The sequence below is a fragment of the Amycolatopsis taiwanensis DSM 45107 genome (assembly GCF_000519205.1).
GTDB lineage: Bacteria > Actinomycetota > Actinomycetes > Mycobacteriales > Pseudonocardiaceae > Amycolatopsis_E > Amycolatopsis_E taiwanensis.
In genome coordinates this window covers 36,202-56,838 of record NZ_JAFB01000003.1, presented here as the reverse complement: position 1 = coordinate 56,838, position 20,637 = coordinate 36,202, and the positions used below count along the sequence as shown (strand labels likewise).

At 72.9% G+C, this 20,637-nt stretch carries 16 protein-coding genes and 1 pseudogene; 6 read left to right on the top strand and 11 right to left on the bottom strand.

All coding sequences use genetic code 11. The features are described 5' to 3' along the window. Positions 1-38: 38 nt before the first annotated feature. From A3CU_RS0100270 to A3CU_RS55360, 3 genes are all read right to left on the bottom strand, one after another. Complete coding sequence (locus A3CU_RS0100270) at positions 39-1,673, bottom strand: tannase/feruloyl esterase family alpha/beta hydrolase (RefSeq protein ID WP_043840493.1); 1,635 nt, start codon at positions 1,671-1,673, stop codon at positions 39-41. 180 nt (positions 1,674-1,853) lie between these two features. Then, positions 1,854-2,081: a cupin domain-containing protein gene (locus tag A3CU_RS55365; RefSeq protein WP_342668874.1), complete on the bottom strand. Its 228-nt coding sequence runs from the start codon at positions 2,079-2,081 to the stop codon at positions 1,854-1,856. Beyond that, on the bottom strand, positions 2,078-2,284 hold the full coding sequence (locus A3CU_RS55360) for a hypothetical protein (RefSeq protein WP_342668873.1): 207 nt from the start codon (positions 2,282-2,284) through the stop codon (positions 2,078-2,080). The genes A3CU_RS55365 and A3CU_RS55360 overlap by 4 nt, the downstream gene beginning before the upstream one ends. A 93-nt stretch (positions 2,285-2,377) precedes the next feature. Here A3CU_RS55360 and A3CU_RS0100260 point away from each other — a divergent pair, with 93 nt between their 5' ends. The 4 genes from A3CU_RS0100260 (at position 2,378) to A3CU_RS0100245 (ending at position 7,640) form a co-directional block, all read left to right on the top strand. Next, the gene (locus A3CU_RS0100260) at positions 2,378-3,538 is read left to right on the top strand and encodes an acyl-CoA dehydrogenase family protein (RefSeq protein WP_027940565.1); all 1,161 of its coding nucleotides are present in this window, start codon (positions 2,378-2,380) and stop codon (positions 3,536-3,538) included. Between the two features lie 43 nt (positions 3,539-3,581). Next, positions 3,582-3,722: an MEKHLA domain-containing protein gene (locus A3CU_RS50750; protein WP_084143010.1), complete on the top strand. Its 141-nt coding sequence runs from the start codon at positions 3,582-3,584 to the stop codon at positions 3,720-3,722. A gap of 72 nt (positions 3,723-3,794) precedes the next feature. Next, complete coding sequence (locus A3CU_RS0100250; protein ID WP_027940564.1) at positions 3,795-6,506, top strand: ATP-binding protein; 2,712 nt, start codon at positions 3,795-3,797, stop codon at positions 6,504-6,506. Positions 6,507-6,602: 96 nt separating this feature from the next. Further along, positions 6,603-7,640, top strand: coding sequence for an alpha/beta fold hydrolase (locus A3CU_RS0100245; RefSeq protein ID WP_027940563.1), 1,038 nt, complete (start codon positions 6,603-6,605; stop codon positions 7,638-7,640). Between the two features lie 51 nt (positions 7,641-7,691). On the opposite strand, the gene A3CU_RS42855 is transcribed toward A3CU_RS0100245, so the two are convergent. The 4 genes from A3CU_RS42855 to A3CU_RS52080 all read right to left on the bottom strand — a co-directional run bounded on the left by A3CU_RS42855 (position 7,692) and on the right by A3CU_RS52080 (position 11,680). Next, positions 7,692-9,047 carry an MDR family MFS transporter gene (locus A3CU_RS42855; RefSeq protein WP_052371334.1) on the bottom strand — a complete coding sequence of 452 codons (1,356 nt, stop codon included), beginning with the start codon at positions 9,045-9,047 and terminating at the stop codon, positions 7,692-7,694. Continuing rightward, positions 9,044-10,504: an aldehyde dehydrogenase gene (locus A3CU_RS0100235; RefSeq protein ID WP_027940562.1), complete on the bottom strand. Its 1,461-nt coding sequence runs from the start codon at positions 10,502-10,504 to the stop codon at positions 9,044-9,046. The genes A3CU_RS42855 and A3CU_RS0100235 overlap by 4 nt, the downstream gene beginning before the upstream one ends. Before the next feature lie 538 nt (positions 10,505-11,042). Further along, on the bottom strand, positions 11,043-11,474 hold the full coding sequence (locus tag A3CU_RS0100230; protein ID WP_027940561.1) for an organic hydroperoxide resistance protein: 432 nt from the start codon (positions 11,472-11,474) through the stop codon (positions 11,043-11,045). 38 nt (positions 11,475-11,512) lie between these two features. Continuing rightward, positions 11,513-11,680 carry a hypothetical protein gene (locus tag A3CU_RS52080; RefSeq protein WP_156960170.1) on the bottom strand — a complete coding sequence of 56 codons (168 nt, stop codon included), beginning with the start codon at positions 11,678-11,680 and terminating at the stop codon, positions 11,513-11,515. 230 nt (positions 11,681-11,910) lie between these two features. Here A3CU_RS52080 and A3CU_RS42850 point away from each other — a divergent pair, with 230 nt between their 5' ends. After that, positions 11,911-14,361, top strand: a complete 2,451-nt coding sequence (locus A3CU_RS42850; RefSeq protein WP_063628777.1) for a BTAD domain-containing putative transcriptional regulator — start codon at positions 11,911-11,913, stop codon at positions 14,359-14,361. 49 nt (positions 14,362-14,410) lie between these two features. Here A3CU_RS42850 and A3CU_RS0100215 read toward each other — a convergent pair whose 3' ends face one another. The 3 genes from A3CU_RS0100215 to A3CU_RS42845 form a co-directional block, all read right to left on the bottom strand. After that, positions 14,411-16,003: an ABC-F family ATP-binding cassette domain-containing protein gene (locus A3CU_RS0100215; RefSeq protein WP_211246299.1), complete on the bottom strand. Its 1,593-nt coding sequence runs from the start codon at positions 16,001-16,003 to the stop codon at positions 14,411-14,413. After that, positions 16,003-17,610 carry an ABC-F family ATP-binding cassette domain-containing protein gene (locus A3CU_RS0100210; protein WP_027940559.1) on the bottom strand — a complete coding sequence of 536 codons (1,608 nt, stop codon included), beginning with the start codon at positions 17,608-17,610 and terminating at the stop codon, positions 16,003-16,005. Before A3CU_RS0100210 ends, A3CU_RS0100215 begins: the two co-directional genes overlap by 1 nt. Before the next feature lie 272 nt (positions 17,611-17,882). Beyond that, a complete protein-coding gene (locus tag A3CU_RS42845; RefSeq protein ID WP_342668872.1) occupies positions 17,883-18,269 on the bottom strand; it encodes a DoxX family protein in 387 nt (128 codons plus the stop codon). 84 nt (positions 18,270-18,353) lie between these two features. Here A3CU_RS42845 and sigJ point away from each other — a divergent pair. Next, positions 18,354-19,240 (top strand): annotated as a pseudogene (gene sigJ / locus A3CU_RS42840) (RNA polymerase sigma factor SigJ). On the opposite strand, the gene A3CU_RS54230 reads toward sigJ, so the two are convergent. Then, positions 19,237-20,601 carry a thioredoxin family protein gene (locus tag A3CU_RS54230; protein WP_245616829.1) on the bottom strand — a complete coding sequence of 455 codons (1,365 nt, stop codon included), beginning with the start codon at positions 20,599-20,601 and terminating at the stop codon, positions 19,237-19,239. The pseudogene sigJ and the gene A3CU_RS54230 sit on opposite strands and share 4 nt — an antisense overlap. Positions 20,602-20,637 lie beyond the last annotated feature (36 nt).

Genomic DNA, 20,637 nt, shown 5'->3' with positions numbered 1-20,637 from the left:
CGGAAAGGCCGGCGCAGACGGCGTTTTCCCGCTCGGGTTCAGAACCTGGTGCAGCGGTAGCTCGACGCCAGCGCCGGGTCACCGTAGCCCTGGTAGCGCGACACCTGAGGCAGCGGGCACAGGTCCCGCGACGCCGAACCATCGAGGGTGGTTGCGGCGAGGGTGACCGGGGCCGTGCCGTGCTCGACCCAGTTGACCAGCGCGCCCAGCTCGTTCGTCGGCTGCGCACCCGCGCCGCCACCGCAGTGCTGGACGCCGGGCGCGAGGAACAGGCGGTAGAAGTCGTTCACCCGCTCCGCGTCGCCCATCCGCTGCTCGACCTGTGCGCGGTAGGCGAGCGTGCCGCCCGGCGGGATCAGCTGGTCGGCGGTGCCGACGAACGTGATCAGCTTGCCACCGGAGCGGCGGAACGCCGACAGGTCCGGGTCGGAGGTGCCGATGACCCGGTCGTACTCCCGCACCGACTGGCCGAACAAGTCGCGGTACTGGGCGTAGGTGAGCTGCGCGGTGTCGAAGCCCGGCTGCTTCTCCAGGAAGGCCTGCACCCACTGCACCGCCACTGGGAAACCCGGCGCCGTCAACGCGCCGTCGGGGCCGGGAGCCGTGCCCGCGAGCCAGGTGTAGTCCGCCCCCTTGGGCAGGCCGGCCCACAACGACCGCCCGCGCTCGTCGGTCGGGCCGTTCCAGATCTTGCGCATGACGTCCGCGTCCGCGGTGGTCACGGTGATCTCCCGGCCGTCGCACAGCACCGTGGTGCCCACGAGCGAGCGCGGGTCGTAGCCGCACTCGTCCGGCCGGTCGATGATGCCGTTGGTGACCCCGTCACGCGGGTCGCACGCCTGGATCGCGGCCTTCTGGAACGCGCCGAGCACGCAGTTGCTGACGAAGTGGTGGTCGTTGTTCATCACGGTCTGCGGCCACAGGGTCGCCACCGCGAACTGCGTCCAGTTCACCGCGGGCGCGTTGGCCAGGATGCCGTCGAAGTCGGCCGGGAAGTCCTGGGCTTCCTCGTAGCCCTGGCGGCCACCGGTCGAGCAGCCGTTCCAGTATGAGTACGACACCGCGCGCTGGTAGTGCCGGCGCACGACGTCCTTGCCGATCACGGCCGACTCGTGGACCGAACGGGACGCGAAGTCGGACAGCAGGGCCTGGTCGACCGTGCCGTCGGCGGTGACCGCCCAGCTGGTGTCGAGGCCGCTCAACACGCCGGCATCCGTCGTGACGCCGACGTAACCGTCCTTCACGGCTTGCACCAGCGGCGCCCCGAAGTTGCCCGCGGCGTAGGCGCTGCCGCCGATACCCTGGAGCCGTCCGGTCCAGCCGGTGTCCGGGAGGGTGATGCCGACCTTCACGTGGTCGTCCGCCCCGAGGTGAGTGACGGTCACGCTGATTTCGCAGTAGGCGGGCACATCGGTGATCACGGTCGCCGGCGAAAGTTCCGTGGCCGGAAACGAAAGCGTTCCGCCCTCGTGGCGCTCCGCCTGTACCGATTCGATCTTCGCGCCCTGCGGAGCCGTGACGGGCACCGAGGTACACGCCGGCGTGGTGGCCTGCGCGGGCGCGAGCTGGGTCGACGCGCTCGCGGCGAGGGGAATCACGGCGACGAGCGGAACAGCCGCCGCCAGTAGCCCGGTCAGGCGTCTTGCGCGTCTGTCCCGTCGTTCTTGTGACATTTCCTGGCACCTTTCGTTGGTCATGCGTAGCCAGTTGAACTGGTCACGGGTAGCCGTGGGACAGGCGGTCCGGACGAGCTCGCTGCCGCGCCGGTCCTTCGCGAGCGGACCTCGGGCCACGCCTGAGATGAACCGTAAACGCCGGAAATAGACGATCGATCGACGTTCCGCAGACGAGTGTCAGTCGAAGGAACAGCCGGGGTTGGCAACGTCGACGGCGAGAGGTTGACCGACCGGGCTCCGGTAGAGCACGTGGAGCACCACCGGCGTCGTGCCGAGGTTGCGTCCAATGTGAACGTAACCGGCGCCGCTCTCCTCCGAGATGACCTGACCGGCGTGGTAGACGCCGTCGCTCGCGCAATCGGACTCGTTGTGGCTCAGGACGCCCTGCTTGACGTAACCGGTCACCTGGCCGGGGTGGTAGTGCCAGCCGTGCTTCCACCCGGAGCGAGGGTGATCTCCTTGAGGACATAGTCGGTGTCGCCGATGACGTGGTCGAAGATCGTGACGGCCGAGACGCCCCGGCCCGGGGTCGCGTCCGCCGTGCCCGGCAGGACGGTCAGGACTAGGCCGGCGGCGGCCGCCATGACAACTGCTGTTTTCTTGATCACGGGTGGAGGTTAAGGCGCCATTGTGGACAGCGGCTGTACGCGAAATCGATGGCGTCGATCGCGTGTACACAACGTGGCAGCACCATCGTCTTCATGTCGCACAACACTTCCGGGGAGACCCAGGCGCTGGCTTTGCCCACCCTGCTCCGAGGCATGATCGAGGCCGTGCGTGAGGAAGCCGGACGAACCGGCCGCCTGCCGGACCACCTGATCGCCGAGCTGCGCGACGCCGGCGCCTTCAGCCTGTTCACCCCGGCCGAGTACGGCGGGCTCGAGGTGTCGCTCACCACCGCGCTCACCGTCTACGAGCGGTTCGGCCGGATCGACCCCGCCACCGCGTGGATCGTGTGGAACGCCAACTTCGGCTTCACCGCGGCGATGCTCGGCGAGGAGGGGGCCGCGAAGATCTGGACCGGCGGGCGCGAACCGGTGCTGGCCAACGGGGGCCAGCCGGGCACGGCCGTCCCGGTCGACGGCGGGTACCGGCTGTCCGGCCGCTGGCCCATCGTCAGCGGCATCGAGGCGGCCGAGTGGTTCGTCCCGCTCGGCGTCGTGATGGACGGCGAACAGCCCGCGATGACCGACTGCGGCCCGGAAGCGCGGCTGTTCCACGTCCACCGGGACCAGCTGGAGATCGAGCGCACCTGGGACGTCAGCGGGATGCGCGCAACCGGCAGCCACGGGGTCGTGGTGACCGGCGCGTTCGTGCCCGCCGAGCTGACCGCGCGGATCGACCTCCCGCTGCGCCTGGACCGGCCCACCTACCGCCGCAACCCAATCCTGCTGGTCTTCGCCGGCTGCACCGCCGTGGCGCTGGGCACGGTCGAGCAGGCGATCGACGAGCTGGTCGCGCTCGCGCCCGGCAAGGCGACGGCGTTCGGCGGTCCCCTCGCCGCACAGCCCCGCGTGCCGGAGCTGCTGGCCCGCCACGAGACCGCGGTGCGGGCGGCGCGCCTGTTCCTGTTCGACGTGGCCCGGCGGATCGACGAGGCCGCCGAGCGCAACGCGCCCATCACGCTGGAGCTGCACGCCGACCTGCACTCGGCGATGGCGCACGCGGCCGCCGTCGGCCGGGAGGCCCTGGTCGCGGTGTACCAGCTGGCCGGCTCGGCGTCGCTGTACCTGGGCAGCCCGATCGAGCGGCTGCACCGGGACGGGATGGTGGCGCTGCAGCACGTCAACCAGGCGCCCGAGTTCTTCGGCGGTTCGGGACGCGTGCGGCTGGGCATGGAGCCCGGTCTGCCGATGTTCTGATGGCGCCGGAGGATCCCGCGTTCGCGGCGCTGCTGGTCGCGCAGTGCCGGTTCGGCTACACCGGCGGATCGCGAAGTCCGGGGAACGGTTCTGGATCGAGGACACCACGGTGTGGACGCTGCTCGGCCCGGACGGGACGCGGCACGGAGAGGCGGCGGTCATCCGTGCCGTCACGCCCGCCTGAACTGGTGAAACGCCACACCTGACCCTTTCGGTATCGTCGCCTTCGGGAGATCGAGGGTAGGGGTGCCGCGGGATGGGGCTGTTCGGACGGGAGACCGAGCTCAAGCGACTGGCCGAGCTCGTGGACGGCCCGGGGGAGTGCACGGGGTTCCTGCTGACCGGGGAGGCCGGCATCGGGAAGTCCGCGCTCGTCGCGGAAGCCGTCGCCGCGGCGGGTGTCGCGGGGGTGCGGGTCCTGACGACCACCGGCGTGCAGGCCGAGCAGAACCTCGCCTACGCGGGGCTGCACCAGCTGCTCCACCCGGTGCGGGCGGGGATCGACGCGCTGCCGTCCCCGCAGCGGGCCGCGTTGCGCACGGCGCTCGGCCTCGCCGACGGGGACGAGCCCAGCACCTACCTGGTCGGCCTGGCGGCGTTGACCCTGCTGGCCGAGGAGGCCGCGGACCGGCCGCTGCTGCTCGTCGCCGAGGACGTGCACTGGCTCGACCGCGCGAGCGTGGACGCGCTGGCGTTCGTGGCCCGGCGGATCGACTCCGAGCCCATCGCGCTGATCGCGACCCTGCGCGACGGCGAACGCTCGCCGCTGCAGGACGCCGGCCTGTCCGCGATGCCGGTCGCGCGACTGTCCGACGAGGACGCGGCCGACCTGCTGGATTCGCTCGCCCCCGGGCTGTCCGCGTCGGCGCGGGAGCAGGTACTGGCCGAAGCGGCGGGCAACCCGCTCGCGCTGGCCGAGCTGCCCTCCGTCGTGGCCGAGGCGGGCGTGCTGGATCCGGTGCTGCCGTTGAGCGACCGGCTCGAACGCGCCTTCACCGCCCGGGTCGCCGGCCTGCCCGCGCCGACCCGCACCGCGCTGCTGGTCGCGGCGCTCGCGCAGAGCGACTCGGTCGCCGAAACGCTGGCCGCCACCGGCCTGGTCGGGCAGGACACCGTCGAGGTGGACGTGCTGACGCCCGCCGTGGCGGCCGGGCTCGTCGACGTCACCGCGGGCACGGTGACGTTCCGGCACCCGCTGATGCGCTCGGCCATCCCGGCGGCCGCGACGCTCGCCGAGCGCAGGCAGGCGCACCTGGCGCTCGCCGCGACGCTGGTCGCCCACCCGGACCGGCGGGCCTGGCATCAGGCCGCCGCGACCACGAGCCCCGACGAGGCGGTGGCGGAGGAACTCGACCAGGTCGCCGAACGCGCCCGCCGCCGCGGCGCGGCCACCGCCGCGATCGCCGCCGTCGAACAGGCCGCCCGGCTGTCCGAGCGGCCGGACGGGCGCGGGGTCCGCCTGCTGCGTGCCGCGGAGCTGGCTGCCGACTGCGGCCGCCGTGACGCGGTCGAACGCCTGGTGCGCGAGGCGCAGGGCCTGGACCTCACGCCGCGCCAGCAGGCCGCCGCGGCGTGGCTGCTCAGCGCGTTCGAGGACGGGGTGCGCGAGGACATCACCCGCGTCGCGGAACTGGGCGAGCTGGCCGCGTGGGTCGCCGGCGACGGGCACACCGAGGTCGCGGCGCGGATCCTGTGGAGCACCGCGATGCGCTGCTTCTGGTCCGAGCCCGGCCCGCAGACCCGGCGCGCGCTGCTGGCCGTGTCCGACCGGCTGCCGCTGCCCGGCGACGATCCGCGCCAGGTCGCGATCGCCGCCTACGTCGCGCCGTTCGACCGCGGTGAGACCGTGCTCGCCGGGTTGCGCACCCTGGCCGGCGCCGCGGGCGCGAACTCCGCGATCGACCGCGTCCTGGGCAGCGCGGCGCTGCAGGTCGGGGCGTTCGACCTGGCCGCGCGCTTCGCGGCGGCGGCCGCGCCCGGGCTGCGCGCCCAGGGCCTGCTCGGGCTGCTGCCGCGGGCGCTGGCGGTGCAGGCGTGGAGCCGGGCCCGCCTCGGCGACCTGGCCACCGCGGTGCCGGTCGCCGCGGAGGCCGCGAAGCTCGCCCAGGAGACGCACCAGCCGTTCATGTTCGGGCTGGCCAAGGCGGTGCAGGCCGAGATCGCCGCGCTGCGGGGCGACCACGCGCAGGCCACGGCGCTGGCCGACGAGGCCGAGCGGGCCGGGCTCGCGGCGGGCGCCCGACCGGTGCTGGCGACCGTCCAGCTCGCCCGCGGGCTCGCCGCGCTGAGCGAGGGCCGCTACGACGACGCGTTCGCCGACCTGCGCCGTGTGCTCGACCCGGCCGATCCGGCCTACCAGCTGGCGTTGCGGGCGTACTTCCTCGCCGAGCTGACCGAGGCGGCGGTCCGATCCGGTCAGAGCGACACGATGCGGGACATCCTGGCGGAGATGGAACCGCTCGGGAGGACCACCTCGTCCCCGGCGCTCCACATCGGACTGCGGTACGCGCGGGCGGTGCTGGCGTCCACCGAGGACGCGGAGGAGTTGTTCCTGGAGGCGTTGCGGGCGGATCTGACCGGGTGGCCCGCCGAGCGCGGGCGGGTGCACCTGGCGTTCGGGGAGTGGTTGCGGCGGCAGCGGCGGGTCGTGAAGTCGCGGACGCACCTGCGGACCGCGCGGGAGACGTTCGACGCGCTCGGGATGACGGCGTGGGGTGAGCGGGCGCGGCGGGAGTTGCGGAGTGCGGGGGAGTCGAGCCCGAACCGCGGCACGGATGCCCGGGAGAAGCTGACGCCGCACGAGCTGAGCATCGCCGAGCTGGCCGCGCAGGGGCTGACCAACCGGGAGATCGGGCAGCGGTTGTACCTGTCGCACCGCACCGTGGGTACCCACCTGCACCGGATCTTCCCGAAACTGGGCGTCAGCTCCCGCGCTGACCTGGCCGAGATGCTCGAAAACCGGGGGTGACGTACACCCGCAGCGTCACCCGACGGGCGCGCCACCTCGCGCGCGGTACCTAGCGTCGTCGAGGACAACGGGTGCCTCGCACGGGAGTGTTTCGAGATGATCAGCAAGAGACTGTTCGGGCAGACGATCGCGGCGGGTGCGGCGGCGGCTTCGCTGGGCGCGTGCTCGCTGAAGAGGGCGCCGGTCGCGGCTCCCGCTCCGGCGCCGGGCGCGGACCTGCGGACGGGCTCCGGCGAGCACACCGCGCTCGGCCCGGTCAAGCAGGTCACCGCCGGTGTGCTGGACATGGGTTACTTCGAGTTCGGGCCGGCGATCGGGACGCCGGTGGTGCTGCTGCACGGCTGGCCCTACGACCCGTACAGCTACGTCGATGTCGCGCCGCTGCTGGCCGCCCAGGGCTACCGGGTGATCGTGCCGTTCCTGCGCGGCTACGGCAGCACCACGTTCCGCTCGGCGCAGACCGTGCGCAACGGGCAGCAGTCCGCGATCGCGCTCGACGTCATCGCCCTGCTGGACGCGCTCCGGATCGACAAGGCGATCTTCGGCGGCTACGACTGGGGTTCGCGCACCGCGGCCATCATCGCGGTGCTATGGCCGGAGCGGGTGACGGCGCTCGTTGCGGTCAGCGGGTACCTCGTCACGAACCTGGCGGCCAACCAGCAGCCGCTGGCGCCCGCGGCCGAGCTGGGCTGGTGGTACCAGTACTACTTCTCGACCGAGCGCGGCGTGCTGGGCTACACCAGGAACCGGCACGACTTCAACAAGCTGATCTGGAAGAACGCCTCGCCCGCGTGGAACTTCGACGACGCCACGTTCGACCGCAGCGCGGCGGCGTTCGACAACCCGGACCACGTGGCGATCGTGGTGCACAACTACCGGTGGCGGCTGAGCCTGGCGCCCGGTGAGCCGCAGTACGACGCCTACGAGCAGAAGCTGCAGACCGCGCCGCCCATCGCGGTCCCGACGATCACGATCGGCAGCGACTTCGACGGCGCCGCGGTCGACGGCACGACCTACCGGAACAAGTTCACCGGCAAGTACGAGCACCGCGTGTTCGCCGGCATCGGGCACAACGTGCCGCAGGAGGCGCCGCAGCCCTTCACCCAGGCGATCGTCGACGCCGGCCACCTCTGAACACCGCGGACAGCGCCCGGCGGATCGCCGGGCGCTGTGCCGTGTGGACGGTCAGCCGCGCTTCGGGAGGAGCAGCGCGAGCAGGGTGCCGACGACGACCAGCGGCGCGATCCACAGGAAGCCGCGGCCGATGTGGCCCGCCACGTCGCCGCCGAGCAGGGTGCCGAACACCGCCACCCCGAACGCCGCGCCGATCGAGCGGGCGAAGGTCACGACCGCGCTCGCCGCGCCGATGTCCGCCGCCGGGACCGCGTTCTGCGCCGCCGTCAGGGCGACCATCGGCACCATCCCGACGCCGATTCCGGTGACCAGGAAGTAGACGACGAGCGCGAGCTGCGCGGTGCCGGCGGCGAGCGTGCTCAGCAGCAGGAGCCCGGCGACGTTGAGCGCCATCCCGGCCACCAGCACCACCCGCAGCCGCGCCGGGTTCGCGATCCACCGGCCGGCCAGCGACTGGCTCACGACCAGCCCGATCACCAGCGGCAGCATGTGCACACCGGACAATGTGGCCGAAACCCCGTCCACCACCTGCAGGTAGGTCGGCAGGTAGACGAGCACGCTGAACATCGCGACGTTGGCGATGAACCCGATGACCGAAGCGATCGCGACCGTGCGCGAGGTGAGCATCGACAGCGGCAGCACCGGAGCCGCGGCCCGCCGTTCGACCGGGATCACCAGCGCGATCAGCACGACCGCCGCCGCGGCGAGGCCCAGGGTGCCCGGGGACGTCCAGCCCCACTGCGGCCCGAACGAGGTGATCAGGATCAGCGCCGTGGCCGCCGCGGCCAGCAGGCCGGCGCCGGGGTAGTCGATGCGGGCGGCGGACCTGCGCGCGGCGCCCGGCAGGTGCCGCGCGGCGATCGCGACCGCGACCAGCCCGACCGGCACGTTGATCAGGAACGCCCACCGCCACGACAGCTCGTCGGTGAACAGCCCGCCGAGCAGCGGCCCGGCGATGCTGGCGATGCCGTACACCGAGCCGAACCGGCCCTGGTAGCGGCCGCGTTCCTCGGGCGCGACGATATCGCCGACGAGCGCGAAGGTCAGGACGATCATCCCGCCGCCGGCCAGCCCCTGCAGGGCGCGCGCGGCGACGAGCTGCGGCAGGTCCTGCGCCAGCCCGCACAGCGCGGAGGCGATCAGGAACGCCGTGGTGGCGACGAGGTACAGGCGCTTGCGCCCGAGCATGTCACCGAGCTTGCCCCACAGCGGGGTGGCCGCGGTCGAGGCGAGCAGGTAGGACGCGGTGACCCAGGCGATGTCGCGGAACCCGCCGAGGTCCCGGGCGATCCTGGGCAGCGCGGTCGCGATGATGGTCTGGTCCAGTGCGGCCAGTAGGACAGCCAGGACGAGGGCTGTCATCGCCGGCCGCACGGCGGGTTTGGCGGGGAGGTCGAGGGTGGTCATCGGGGTGCCTTCGCGGGGATCGTGACGGTCTTGTACTCGGTGTAGGTGCCGAGCCCGACCGCGCCGTACTCGCGGCCAAGGCCGCTGGCCTTGAAGCCGCCGAACGGGCCGTCGAACCCGATGGGGGAGCCGTTGACGGTGACGGTGCCGGTGCGCACGCGGCGGGCGATCTCCAGCGCGTGCGCGGGATCGGCCGACCACACCCCGCCGGACAGGCCGTACTCGGAGTCGTTGGCGATGCGGACCGCATCGTCCTCGTCGTCATAGGCGATGACGACCAGGACCGGGCCGAAGATCTCCTCCTGCGCGATGCGCATCGAGTTGTCCACGTCGGCGAACAGGGTCGGCGTCACGTAGAAGCCGTTTTCCAGCCCCGCCGGGACTTCCGGGCCGCCGGTGACGAGCCGCGCGCCCTCCTCGATGCCGGTGCGGATGTAGTCGAGGACGCGCTGCTGCTGGTCGCGGCGGACCATCGGGCCGATGAACGTGCCCTCGTCGGCCGGGTCGCCGACGCCCAGGGACTCGATGAGCGTCTTGAGCCCGGCGACCACCTCGTCGTAGCGGGCGCGCGGCGCGAGGATGCGGGTCTGCGCGATGCACGATTCGGCGTTGTTCAGCAGGGAGGAGAACTTCACGCCCTGGACCGCCGCGTCGACGTCGGCGTCCGGCAGGATGATCATGGCGGACTTGCCGCCCAGTTCCAGGCTGACGCGCTTGAGCTGCTCACCGGCCAGCGACGCGATGCGGCGGCCGGCGCGGGTGGAGCCGGTGAAGGCGATCTTGTCCACATCGGTGTGCTTGACCAGGTACTCGCTGGTCTCGCGGTCGGCGGGCAGCACGCTTATGACGCCCTCGGGCAGACCGGTTTCCTCGAGCAGCTCAGCCAGGAGGTTCATGCTCAGCGTGTTCTCCGGCGAGACCTTGAGGACGATCGTGTTGCCGGTAAGCAGCGCGGGCAGGATCTTCGCCATGGCCGAGGAGAACGGCGAGTTCCACGGGATGATCGCGGCGACGACACCGACCGCCTCGCGGCGCACGACCGAGCGGAACGGCGCGGCCGGGTCGGACGGTTCGAGGGTCTCCTCCCAGCCGAACTCCTCGGCGGCCTTGAGGTAGGCGCCGGCCTGGCGGGTCAGACCGGGCTGGCCGGCCTTGGTGAACCACCGGGCCGACCCGTTCTCGGCCGAGATGAGCGCCGCGATCTCGTCGGCGCGCTCCTCGCGGAGCTTGTTCAGCCTGCGGATGACGGCGATGCGCTCGGCCGGGGTGGTGCGCGGCCACGGGCCCTCGTCGAAGGCCTTCCGCGCGGCGGCGACGGCCCAGTCGACGTCCGCGGGCTGGGCCTGCGCGACGCGGCCCAGCAGCGACTGGTCGTGCGGGGACCGGATGTCCAGCAGCTCCGGGCTGCTCGGGGTGGTCCACTCGCCGCCGATGAAGAGCTGCTCGTTGGTGATCACTGGGGTGCTCCCTCCGTTTTCAACTGCCTCATCAATGTAGCACTTATTTGCCACACTGGTGAGGCGTTCACTGTCTGGAGGGTCACACTGAAGAGACTCACGAGCCGGATGTCCACCCGGCGCTCGGCGAAGCGCCAACGCTGCGTCGCGAGTCGCCGACGCCGGTGAAGTCGCCGTCGTCCCACCAGTTCGCCGGTGCCCGGTGGACGGGCGCCTGCCCTGGATGTGCGTCGTCGGGGAAAGCCGCACGGTCCCGGCTGCCGAGGATCAGCCGGCGGCCCGGGGATGACGTCGACGACGGCCTGCGGGTCCGCCGCCGGGACCGCGTGCGGCGAGTCGACCTCGGTGATCGTCGCGCCGGCGCGCTGGGCTTCGAACCGTTCGGCGGCGGGCGGGATGGCCCGGTCGCGCGTGGACGCGGCCGGTCAGCGGCCGATCCTGGCCGCGACGGCGGGTCACGCTCGGGCTCCGTTCATTGTGGACAGAGAAACGGCTCGAGCCCGCCTCCGGGACACGGGGGCGGGCTCGAGGTCCGGGGTCAGGCGACGGTGGCGTCGAGGCTGACCTCGATGTTGCCGCGCGTGGCCTTCGAGTACGGGCACAGCTGGTGCGCGCCCTGGACCAGCTCGTCGGCGGTGGCCTGGTCGACGCCGGAGGCCTCCAGGTGCAGCGCCGCGCTCAGCTTGAAGTCGCTGGCCTCGGTGTCGTGGTGCAGGGTGATCTCCGCGACGACGGCGAGGTCGCTCGGGTGGACCTTCTTCGCGGCGGCGACCCGCCGCACCGCGCCGACGAAGCAGGACGCCCAGCCCGCGGCGAACAGCTGCTCCGGGTTGGTGCCGTTGCCCGCGCCGCCGAGGGCCTTCGGCACGCCGAGGGTGACGTCCAACTGGCCGTCGTCCGACCTGGCGTGCCCCCCGTTGCGGCCCTCCGCGGTGGAGGAGGCGACCGCGGTGTAAGTGACTTCAGACATCGGCTTTCCTTTGCGTTCCGTGGTGTGTGCCGACCACGTTACGAACGCCGGAACCGCCGCGGCGACCGTCGCACGACGTCACCGGTGTACGTCACGGTGTCGCGGACCAGGGCGCAGGCGCGGGTGGGTTCCACCCGGCGCACGACGGTCCCGCGCACGTCGGCGGTCGGCGGTTCGCCGAGCGGCTGCTGTGCGACCTGGACCACAACGGCGCCGCGACCCACCGGCTGCGCGCCCGCAGACCAGCCACACCGCCGCCCGCACGCACGGTCTGCGGGCCGCCCCGCTCGCGGAGACCGCACTGCCGGCAACGGCCGGCACCCTCGCCGAGCGCGCGGCCGCGGGACACCGCTGGTTGTGCCGACCGGGGGTGACGTACAAGCACAGCGTCACGTGACGCTCGCGAGGGCCGTCCCGGCAGACCTACCTTCCGGGTATGCACCGCCGGGCAGCCGTGATTGGACAGCAGAACGTGGTCTCCACCCAGTGCCGGTTCACCATCCTCGGACCGCCCGGGCTCCGCTGCGGTGACGCCGAGCTGGACCTGGGCGCGCCGCAACAGCAGGCCGTCCTCATGCTGCTGTTGTCCCGCAGCGGCAGTTTCGTCCGGATCGGCGAGCTGATCGACGGGCTGTGGGGCGACCGCGCCCCGGCCACCGGCGAAGCCGTCATCCGCACCTACATCTCACGCATCCGCCGCGTGTTCTCCGAGCACGGCCTCGGCTCGGCGATCCGCTCGCAGTCCGGCGGCTACATGCTCGACCCGTCGTTGTTCGCGCTCGACGCGGACGAGTTCACACGGCTGGTCGAAACCGCCCGGCAGGAGCGCGCGGCCGGCGACGTGCCGGGCGAGGCGGCCGAGCGGGAACGCTCCCGCCTGGAACGGCTGAAGCTGATCGCCACCCAGGAGCTGCTGCAGCTGCGCCTGGAGATGGGCGAGCACGCCGAGGTGGTGGCCGAGGTGCCGCTGCTCATCCAGCTGAACCGGCTGGAGGAGCCGCTGTACGAGATCCAACTGCTGGCCCTCTACCGCAGCGGCCGCCGCGCCGAGGCGCTGGAGGTCTACCGGATGGTCTACGACCTGCTCGGCAAGGAGCTGGGGGCCAGCCCGGGCCCGCGGCTGCGGGCGATCCACGAGAAGATACTGCGGGCCGACACCGACGCCGAGGACGAGTTCGTCCCCGCGCCACGGCCGCGGGTGGTGGCGCCGGTGGCCGAGGAGCCGCCGGGTGAGCCGGCCGGTGCAGCGCTGGACCGCAACGTCGGTTCCCAGTTCGTCGGGCGCGACGCCGAGCGCGCGGCCTTCGCGGCCATCCTCGAACGCAAGCGGAGCGACGGCCTCGAGGTGTTCTTCCTGTGCGGCCACGCGGGCATCGGCAAGTCGACTCTGCTGCGGCGCTACGCCGAGGACGCCGCGGCCGCCGGGCGGACGGTGTGGCACCTGCACGACCTCACGACCGGGGAGCTGCGGGAACGGCTGGAACAGCTCGCCGCGGGGATCGCCGGGACCCCCGCGCGCCCGGTCGTGCTCGTGGACTCCTTCGAGCGGCACGGTGAACTCGAGCCGTGGCTGCGCGCGGACTACCTCCGCACGCTGCCCGGCGGTTCGATCGTCGTGCTGGCGAGCCGGAGCGGGATCACCGACCCGGCGTGGTCCGGCGCGATCGTGGCCCGGCAGCTGGAGGCCCTCAGCCCCGCGGAGTCGGCGGCGCTGGTCCGGGCCCGGGGTGTCGATCCCGGCTTCGCCGGGTCCATCGTGGACTTCGCCGCGGGCAACCCGCTCGTGCTGTCGCTGGCCGCCGAGGTCGGCCGGAGCATGTCGGCGACCGGGCAGCCGTCCCGGCGGGAGGCCGTGCGGTTCGTCGTGGACACCGTGCTGGACCACTTGATCGGCGAGGTGCCGTCGCCGCAGCACCGGTGGGCCCTGCACGTGTGTGCGCACGCCCGGTACACCACCGAGGACCTCCTGCGCGTCGCCGTGCCGGACGCCGATGCCGCGGAACTGTTCGACTGGCTGCGCAGACAGCCCTACGTCGAGACGCCCGGGCACGGCCTGGACATCAACGGGGTGCTGCGGGAAACGCTGGAGGCCCACCTGCGGTGGCGGGACCCGGCCGGCTACGAGCGGATGCACCGGCGGATCCGCGGTCACGTCATGAACACGCTGCTGCGCGAGTCCACCGACCCGCGGACGAGCGCGGCGGTCCTGCGGACCATCAGCCACCTGCGGCGCGGCGGCGGCGTGACGAACCGCTACGTGTCGGCGACGGGGGAGCCGGACGTGCGGCCCGCCCGCGCCACCCCGGCCGACCACGACGAGCTCGTCGCACTGGCGCGCGAGACCTACGGCGAGTTCACCGCGTCGTCCGTGCGGTTCTGGCTGAGCCGCCAGCCGTCCGCCTTCTACGTCCTGCGCTGCGCCGACAGCGACCGGTTGCGCGCCTTCATGAGCTGGCTGACCGTGCGCGAGCCGGGCCCGGAGGTGCCGGACACCGACCCGGTCATCGCGGACGTCTGGACCGACGCCGCACGGCGGAACCTGCCGCCCGGCGCGCACGTCGCGGTCGCGCGGCACCTGATCTGCCCCGCCTTCGAGACCAAGCCGAACCCCATCACCGACGTGTTCCTGGCGCGGATGATGCGCGGCTGGGTGCACGAGCCCGGACTGGCGGTCTCCTACCTGGTGATCGCGCACCGGCAGCTGTGGGCGCCGCTGATGGACTACTTCGACCACTACGAGCTGCACTGCTCCGGGTCGAACTACCCGTACGCCATCTTCGGGCACGACTGGGTCGCCGACCCGCCGTCCCAGTGCCAGGACCGCCACCTGGAGGACGAGCTGTGGGCGCCGCGGCGGCCGGACCTGTTCCGCCGCGAGGGTTCCTGAGCCCCGCCCGCGGCCGATGGCGGAACACCGCCGCCGCGCAGCGGCACGCCTACACCGGCTCCGCCCGTCCGTTGTGGACCCGCAGTTCGCCGCCCCGCCAGCGGGCTCGCAGCCGCCGGTCGTGGGCGGCCACCACGATCGCGCCCGGGCCGGGGCCCAGTGCGTCCTCCAGTTCGTCGCACAGGGTGGGGGACAGGTGGTTGGTCGGCTCGTCCAGCAGCAGCAGCTGGGGTGGGTTCGCGACGAGGATCGCCAGCGCCAGCCGGCGTCGCTGGCCCGCCGACAGCTCGCCGACCGGCTTGTCGACGTCCCGCTTTCCCAGCAGCCCCAGCGACTCCAGCGGCACGGCACCGGCACCGGCCGCCGCGTAGGTCCGGCGCGCGGTCCGGTCCGGTGAGTCGAACTCGGTGTCCTGGATCAGCAATCCGACCCGCAGGTCCGGCAACCGCCGCACGCCGGGCACCTCGATCCGGCCGGCCAGCACGTGCAGCAGCGTCGACTTGCCCGCCCCGTTTTCTCCGGTGACCAGCAGCCGGGCGGTGTCCGGGACGTCGAGGCGCTCGACGGTGAGCCGCCCGGGCACCCGCACGTCCCGCAGCGACACCAGGACCTCGTCCGGCGCCGGGCCGGCGAGTGCGTCCGGGCGGAACCGTAGCGGTGGCGGTGGCGCGGGCACCTGCGCGTGTTCCAGCTCGGCCAGCCGCCGCGCGGCGTTGCGGACCCGGCGGGAGATCGAGTTCTGCACCCGCCCGGCCCGGTGCCCGTAGCCCATCTTCTCGTGGTCGCGCGGCCCCCGGTCCGGCGCGACCCGGTGCGTGGTGACGCCGAGCGAGTCCCGCAGGGCCGCGATCTCCTCCTGCTCCTCGGCGTGGCGCCGTTCCCAGCGCGCCCGGTCCGCGCGCTTCTGCGCGAGGTAACCGGTGTAGTTCCCGCCGAACCGCACGGGCCCGTCGACCGCGGGGTCGAGGTCGACGATGTCGGTGCAGACCGCGTCCAGAAACGCGCGGTCGTGGCTGGCCACCACGACCGCGCCGGGCAGACCGCGCACCTGCTCCTCGAGGAACCCCGCCGCGTCGTCGTCGAGGTGGTTGGTCGGCTCGTCCAGCAGGACCGCGGACGGCCGCCGCACCAGCAGCGCGGCCAGCGCGAGCCGCCCGCGCTGTCCGCCGGACAGCTCACCGAGGCGGCGCGAGTGCTCCACACCGGCCAGTCCCAGCCCGTCGAGGACGATCTTCGCGCGCCGGTCGGCGTCCCACGCGTCGTGCAGCTCGGCCAGTTCCAGCCGCGCCGAGTACGCGTCGAACAGCCCCTCGTCCTCGGCCAGCAGCGCCCCGAGCCGGTCCAGTTCCGCCAGGTCCTCGCGCGCGCCCGCGAGCCCGTCGTCGACCACCTCGGCGACCGTCGCCGCCGGGTCGAACGGCATTTCCTGGTGCAGGTAGCCGAGGTCGGCCGGGCGTTCGACGCTGCCGCGGTCCGGCCGGTCCACTCCGGCCAGCACCCGCAGCAGCGTCGACTTCCCCGCGCCGTTCTCGCCGATCAACCCGATCCGGTGACCCGGCGCCGCGGTCAGCGACACCCCGTCCAGCACCCGGCGGTCACCCAGGACGCGCACGAGGTCGTGCGCGACGAGAGCCGCCTCCATCAGCGGGTCTCGGCCAGCTTGCCGCCGTCGAGCCGCAACCAGCGGTCGACCCGGATCTCGCCGAGGAACCGCTCGTCGTGGCTGACCACCACGAACGCGCCCTGGTAGGCGTTGAGCGCGCTCTCCAGCTGTCCGGCGCTGATCAGGTCCAGGTTGTTCGTCGGCTCGTCCAGCAACAGCAGCTGCGGCGCGGGCTCGGCGAACAGGATGCACGCCAGGGTCGCGCGCAGCCGTTCCCCGCCGGACAGCACGGCGACGGGCAGGTGCGCCCGGTCACCGCGGAACAGGAAGCGGGCCAGCAGGTTCATCCGGTCGGCAGGCGGCATCGCGGGGGCGAACGCCGCGAGGTTCTCCGCGACCGTGCGCGCGTCGTCGAGCAGGTCCAGCCGCTGGGACAGGTAGGCGATCCGGCCGTCGGCACGCTTGACCGCGCCGCCGTCGGGCTCCAGATCACCGGTGATCAGCCGCAGCAGCGTCGACTTCCCGGACCCGTTGGCGCCGCTCAGCGCGATGCGTTCCGGGCCGCGGATCGCCAGGTCGACGCCGTCGCCGAAGAGGTCCCGCTTGCGCAGGTCCTCGCCGAGGAACAGCGTCCGGCCCGCGGGCACCGCCGTCTGCGGGAGCGCCAGGGTGATCTTCTGGTCCTCCCGCAGCGACCGCTCGGCCTCGTCGAGCTTCGCCTTCGCCGCGCTGACCCGGGCGGCGTGCGCGCCGTCGGCCTTGCCCGCGGACTCCTGCGCGTTGCGCTTGCGGGCTCCCGCGAGGATCTTCGGCAGGCCCGCGCTGGAGAGGTTGCGCTGCGCGGTGCTCGCCCGCTTCGCGGCGCGTTCCCGCGCCTGCTGCATCTCGCGCTTCTCGCGCTTGACCTCCTGCTCGGCGTTGCGGATGTTCTTCTCGGCGACCTCCCGCTCGGCCTGGACAGCCTGCTCGTACTCGGTGAAGTTGCCGCCGTAGTAGCGGATCTCGCCGCCGTCGAGCTCGGCGATGCGGTCCATCCGGTCGAGCAGGGCTCGGTCGTGGCTGACCACCAGGAGGCAGCCGGACCAGTCGTCGAGCACGGTGTGGAGCTTGTGGCGGGCGTCGAGGTCGAGGTTGTTGGTGGGTTCGTCGAGCAGCAGCACGTCCGGCCGCTTGAGCAGCTGCGCGGCCAGGCCGAGCGACACGATCTGACCGCCGGACAGGGTGCTCAGGGTGCGGTCCAGGGTGACCTCGCCCAGGCCGAGCCGGTCCAGCTGGGCGCGGGTGCGTTCCTCGATGTCCCAGTCCTCGCCGATGGTGGCGAAGTGCTCCTCGGCAACGTCGCCGGACTCGACGGCCGCCAGCGCGCGCAGCACCGGCTCGATGCCCAGGACCTCCGCGACGGACGGTTCACCCGTCAGCGGCAGGTCCTGGGGCAGGTAACCGAGCAGGCCGTCGACGGACACGCCACCGTCGGCGGGCGTCAGCTCGCCCGCGATCAACTTGAGCAGGGTCGACTTGCCTGCCCCGTTCGGCGCGACCAGACCGGTGCTGCCGTCGGGGACGGTGAAGGACAGCTGGTCGAAGACGGGGGTGTCGTCCGGCCAGGAGAAGGACAAACCGGACACCACGATGCGGGATTCGGACATGGGAACGAGACCTCGAAACAGGGTGGCGCGGGCACTGGCCCGCGGATACGGGTAGACGACGAAATGGCCACCTCGGCACCGCCGGGGGCCTTGCTCACTCCGGGGGATCACCCGGAGATGTCGTCTTCACCTGCCACGTCGGGTCTCCTCAGAACGGTTCCCTTGCGCCTCGACCATACCAGCCCGCGCGATCACCGCTCAGGGAACCGAATCCGGCAGGGGTGTCGTGCCGGCGTAGTGGAGCTCGTCACCGCGGCGATCGGTGAGTGCCGTCAGCTCCACGGTGTCCTCCCGGTCAGAACGCCTGGGGACCGAAGCGGCCCCACGCGATGAGAACGGCCAGCGCCAGCAGCACGAGCGTCACGGCGACCCCCCTGCGGTTCGCGCCGCCGGACGTGGACGACGGCCGCGCTGGCCATCAGCAGTCCCACGCCGACGGCCGCGAGCGGCACCAGCACCTCGGCGATCCAGAGTGCCGCGGGCAGGATCAGCCCGGCCGCCGCCAGGACCTCCAGCGCCCCGATCGTGGTGACCACGCCGCCGCCGAACCCGGCGAGCGCCGGAGCCGGTTTCGGCGGCGGCTGGGCCAGTTTCTGGGCTCCACTGGCCAGGAAGAGCGCGGCCAGCAGGCCCGCGATGATCCACAGTGCGATGTTCATGCCCGTCCGACGACGCGGCCGCGCCTAGTGTGAGGCTCACAGTTCGCCGGGCTGTTTCGTCGGGGTGGGGACACAGGAGGTGGTATGAACGCGGACGACTCCGGCCTGAGCGCCGTGATGACCGAGCGGCGGCAGCTGATCAACCTCGCCTACCGGCTGCTCGGCTCCTGGCCGGCGCCGAGGATGCGGTGCAGGAGACCTACGCGCGCTGGTACGCGCTGACCCCGCGGCAGCGGGACGAGATCGCCTCGCCCGGCGCGTGGCTGACCACGGTCGCCGGGCGGATCTGCCTGGACCTGCTCGGCTCGGCGTGGACCCGGCGGGAACGGTACGTCGGCGAGTGGATCCCGGAACCGTGCCCGAACCGTCGGAGTGGGCGGGGCCGGGTGATCCGGCCGACCGCGTCACGCTCGACGAGTCGGTCAGCATGGCGTTCCTCGTGGTGCTCGAGTCGATGACCCCGGCCGAACGGGTCGCGTTCGTGCTGCACGACGTCTTCCGTTACCCGTTCCCCGAGGTGGCGGAGATCGTCGGCCGCAGTCCCGCCGCGTGCCGCCAGCTCGCCACCTCCGCCTGGCGCCGGCTGCGGGAGGCCCGGACGCCGTCGGCGCCCGCGGCGCGCAGCGCGGAGGTCGTGCGGGGGGGTGAAGGAAGCGTGGCAGGCCAAGGACATCGCCGCGCTCGTCGGCCTGCTCGACCCGCGGGTCCGCGCGGTCGGCGACGGCGGCGGGATCGTCGCGGCCATGCCGCACCCGATCGAAGGCGGCGAGGCGGTCGCGCGCTACCTCGTCGACCTGGCCGAGCGGGCGCCCGGCCTCGTGGTGGTCGAACGCACCGTCAACGGCCAGCCCGGCCTGGTGGTGCAGCACGAGGGCACCACCGGGGCGGTCCTGGCCTTCGACGTCGCGGGCGAGAAGGTCCGGCACATCTGGGCCGTGCGCAACCCGGAGAAGCTGCGCCCCTGGGCCTAGCCGAACGTGAAGTCGTAGGCCTGCACGCCAGGGGTGGCCGAGATCGTCAGCCGGCCGTGCCCGGAGTGGCCGTCGAGCAGGGTGTAGGGCGTCGGCGGGCCGGTCACCGTGATGGTTCTCGTGCCGTCCACCGTCACGGTTCCGGTGCCGCCGAGAACCAGGTGGACCGAGGAGGCGTGGAAGTCCAGGCGCAGCCGGGCGTCCGGGCCCGCGGTGAGGTACTCGTTGTCCGACGTCCACGTGCCGTCGAGGGCGAACGTGTCCGGATCCAGCCCGGCGGGGAAGGTGTAGGCGCGGGTCTGACCGACGGCGACCCGCGCGCCGCTCGTGGCCAGCGGCGTGTGCTCGGCGCCGAGGTAAATCTCAGGGGTCAGCGAGGCGCCCGGGGTGGTGTCGGGGACGTCGGTGGCCGGGGGGAGCGACCGGGCGCCGCTGTCGGTGAGCGCGGCGCGGATCTGCTGTTCGAAGCCGGTGTACCCGCCCTCGCCGAAGCTGGCCGACCGCACCTGGCCGGTCGCGTCGACCAGGTAGGCGGCGGGCCAGTAGTGGTTGCCGTAGGCGCTCCAGGTCCGGTAGTCGTCGTCGATCGCGACCGGGTAGTGCACGCCGAGCTTCGCCGCCTGGTCGGCCACGTTGCCCGGGTCGTGCTCGAACTCCGGGGTGTGCACGCCGACTACTTCCAGGCCGGCGTCGACAGTCCGAACCGTCCGGTCAGGTTCTGGATGATCTTCTTGATCGTGCGCTCCGAGAAGTTCAGTTCGGCGGCCACGGAACCGGTGTCGCGGCCCTCGGCGAGCAGCCGGAGCACGTCCACCTCCCGGTCGGTCAGGCCGCCGGTGGTGAGGCCCCTGCCCGGCGAGGATCGTCTGCTGGAAGGTGCGCGCTTCGTCGAGCAGCCAGCGCGTCACGGCCTCGGGCACGACCGCCCCGCCGGTGCCGCTCGCGATCACCGCGCGCAGCACCACCCGCGGCGTGATGCCGGCCCGGGGCAGGATGCTGACCACGCCGCACCCGACGGCGCGCGCGAGCTGCGGGCCGCGCAGCGGGCCGGAGACCAGCATCATCCGCTGGCGCGGGTTCTCCGCCCGCGCGGACATCTCCTCCAGCGATTCGAGCAGCGTGCCGGTGACGGCCGCCGCGACCACCACCACGACGTCGGCCTCCGCGTGCCTGCCCGCGGGCAGCACCTGCACGACCGGCGAGGCGTTGAGCGGCATCAGGATCGACTCGCCGTCCAGCAGGTCGTCGGCGAACACGCAGGCGGTCACCACCGGCCACGTCCTCGGGCGGCTCGTCCACCTCGGGTCGCGGGAGATGCTGGAGCTGAGTGCCGGGCGAGCGGCCGACCTCGTGGTCGCCACGTTCCCGTCCGGTGCCGGGCGTGCCCCGGGGAATGC

Excerpts from the sequence above, each read along its gene's own strand:
- A3CU_RS42845 (WP_342668872.1), bottom strand. The coding sequence starts at position 18,269 with ATGAACATCGCACTGTGGATCATCGCGGGCCTGCTGGCCGCGCTCTTC.
- A3CU_RS0100270 (WP_043840493.1), bottom strand. The coding sequence starts at position 1,673 with ATGTCACAAGAACGACGGGACAGACGCGCAAGACGCCTGACCGGGCTA.
- A3CU_RS0100245 (WP_027940563.1), top strand. The coding sequence starts at position 6,603 with ATGATCAGCAAGAGACTGTTCGGGCAGACGATCGCGGCGGGTGCGGCG.
- A3CU_RS0100210 (WP_027940559.1), bottom strand. The coding sequence starts at position 17,610 with ATGTCCGAATCCCGCATCGTGGTGTCCGGTTTGTCCTTCTCCTGGCCG.
- A3CU_RS0100230 (WP_027940561.1), bottom strand. The coding sequence starts at position 11,474 with ATGTCTGAAGTCACTTACACCGCGGTCGCCTCCTCCACCGCGGAGGGC.
- A3CU_RS42855 (WP_052371334.1), bottom strand. The coding sequence starts at position 9,047 with ATGACCACCCTCGACCTCCCCGCCAAACCCGCCGTGCGGCCGGCGATG.
- A3CU_RS0100260 (WP_027940565.1), top strand. The coding sequence starts at position 2,378 with ATGTCGCACAACACTTCCGGGGAGACCCAGGCGCTGGCTTTGCCCACC.
- A3CU_RS42850 (WP_063628777.1), top strand. The coding sequence starts at position 11,911 with ATGCACCGCCGGGCAGCCGTGATTGGACAGCAGAACGTGGTCTCCACC.
- A3CU_RS0100215 (WP_211246299.1), bottom strand. The coding sequence starts at position 16,003 with ATGGAGGCGGCTCTCGTCGCGCACGACCTCGTGCGCGTCCTGGGTGAC.
- A3CU_RS0100250 (WP_027940564.1), top strand. The coding sequence starts at position 3,795 with ATGGGGCTGTTCGGACGGGAGACCGAGCTCAAGCGACTGGCCGAGCTC.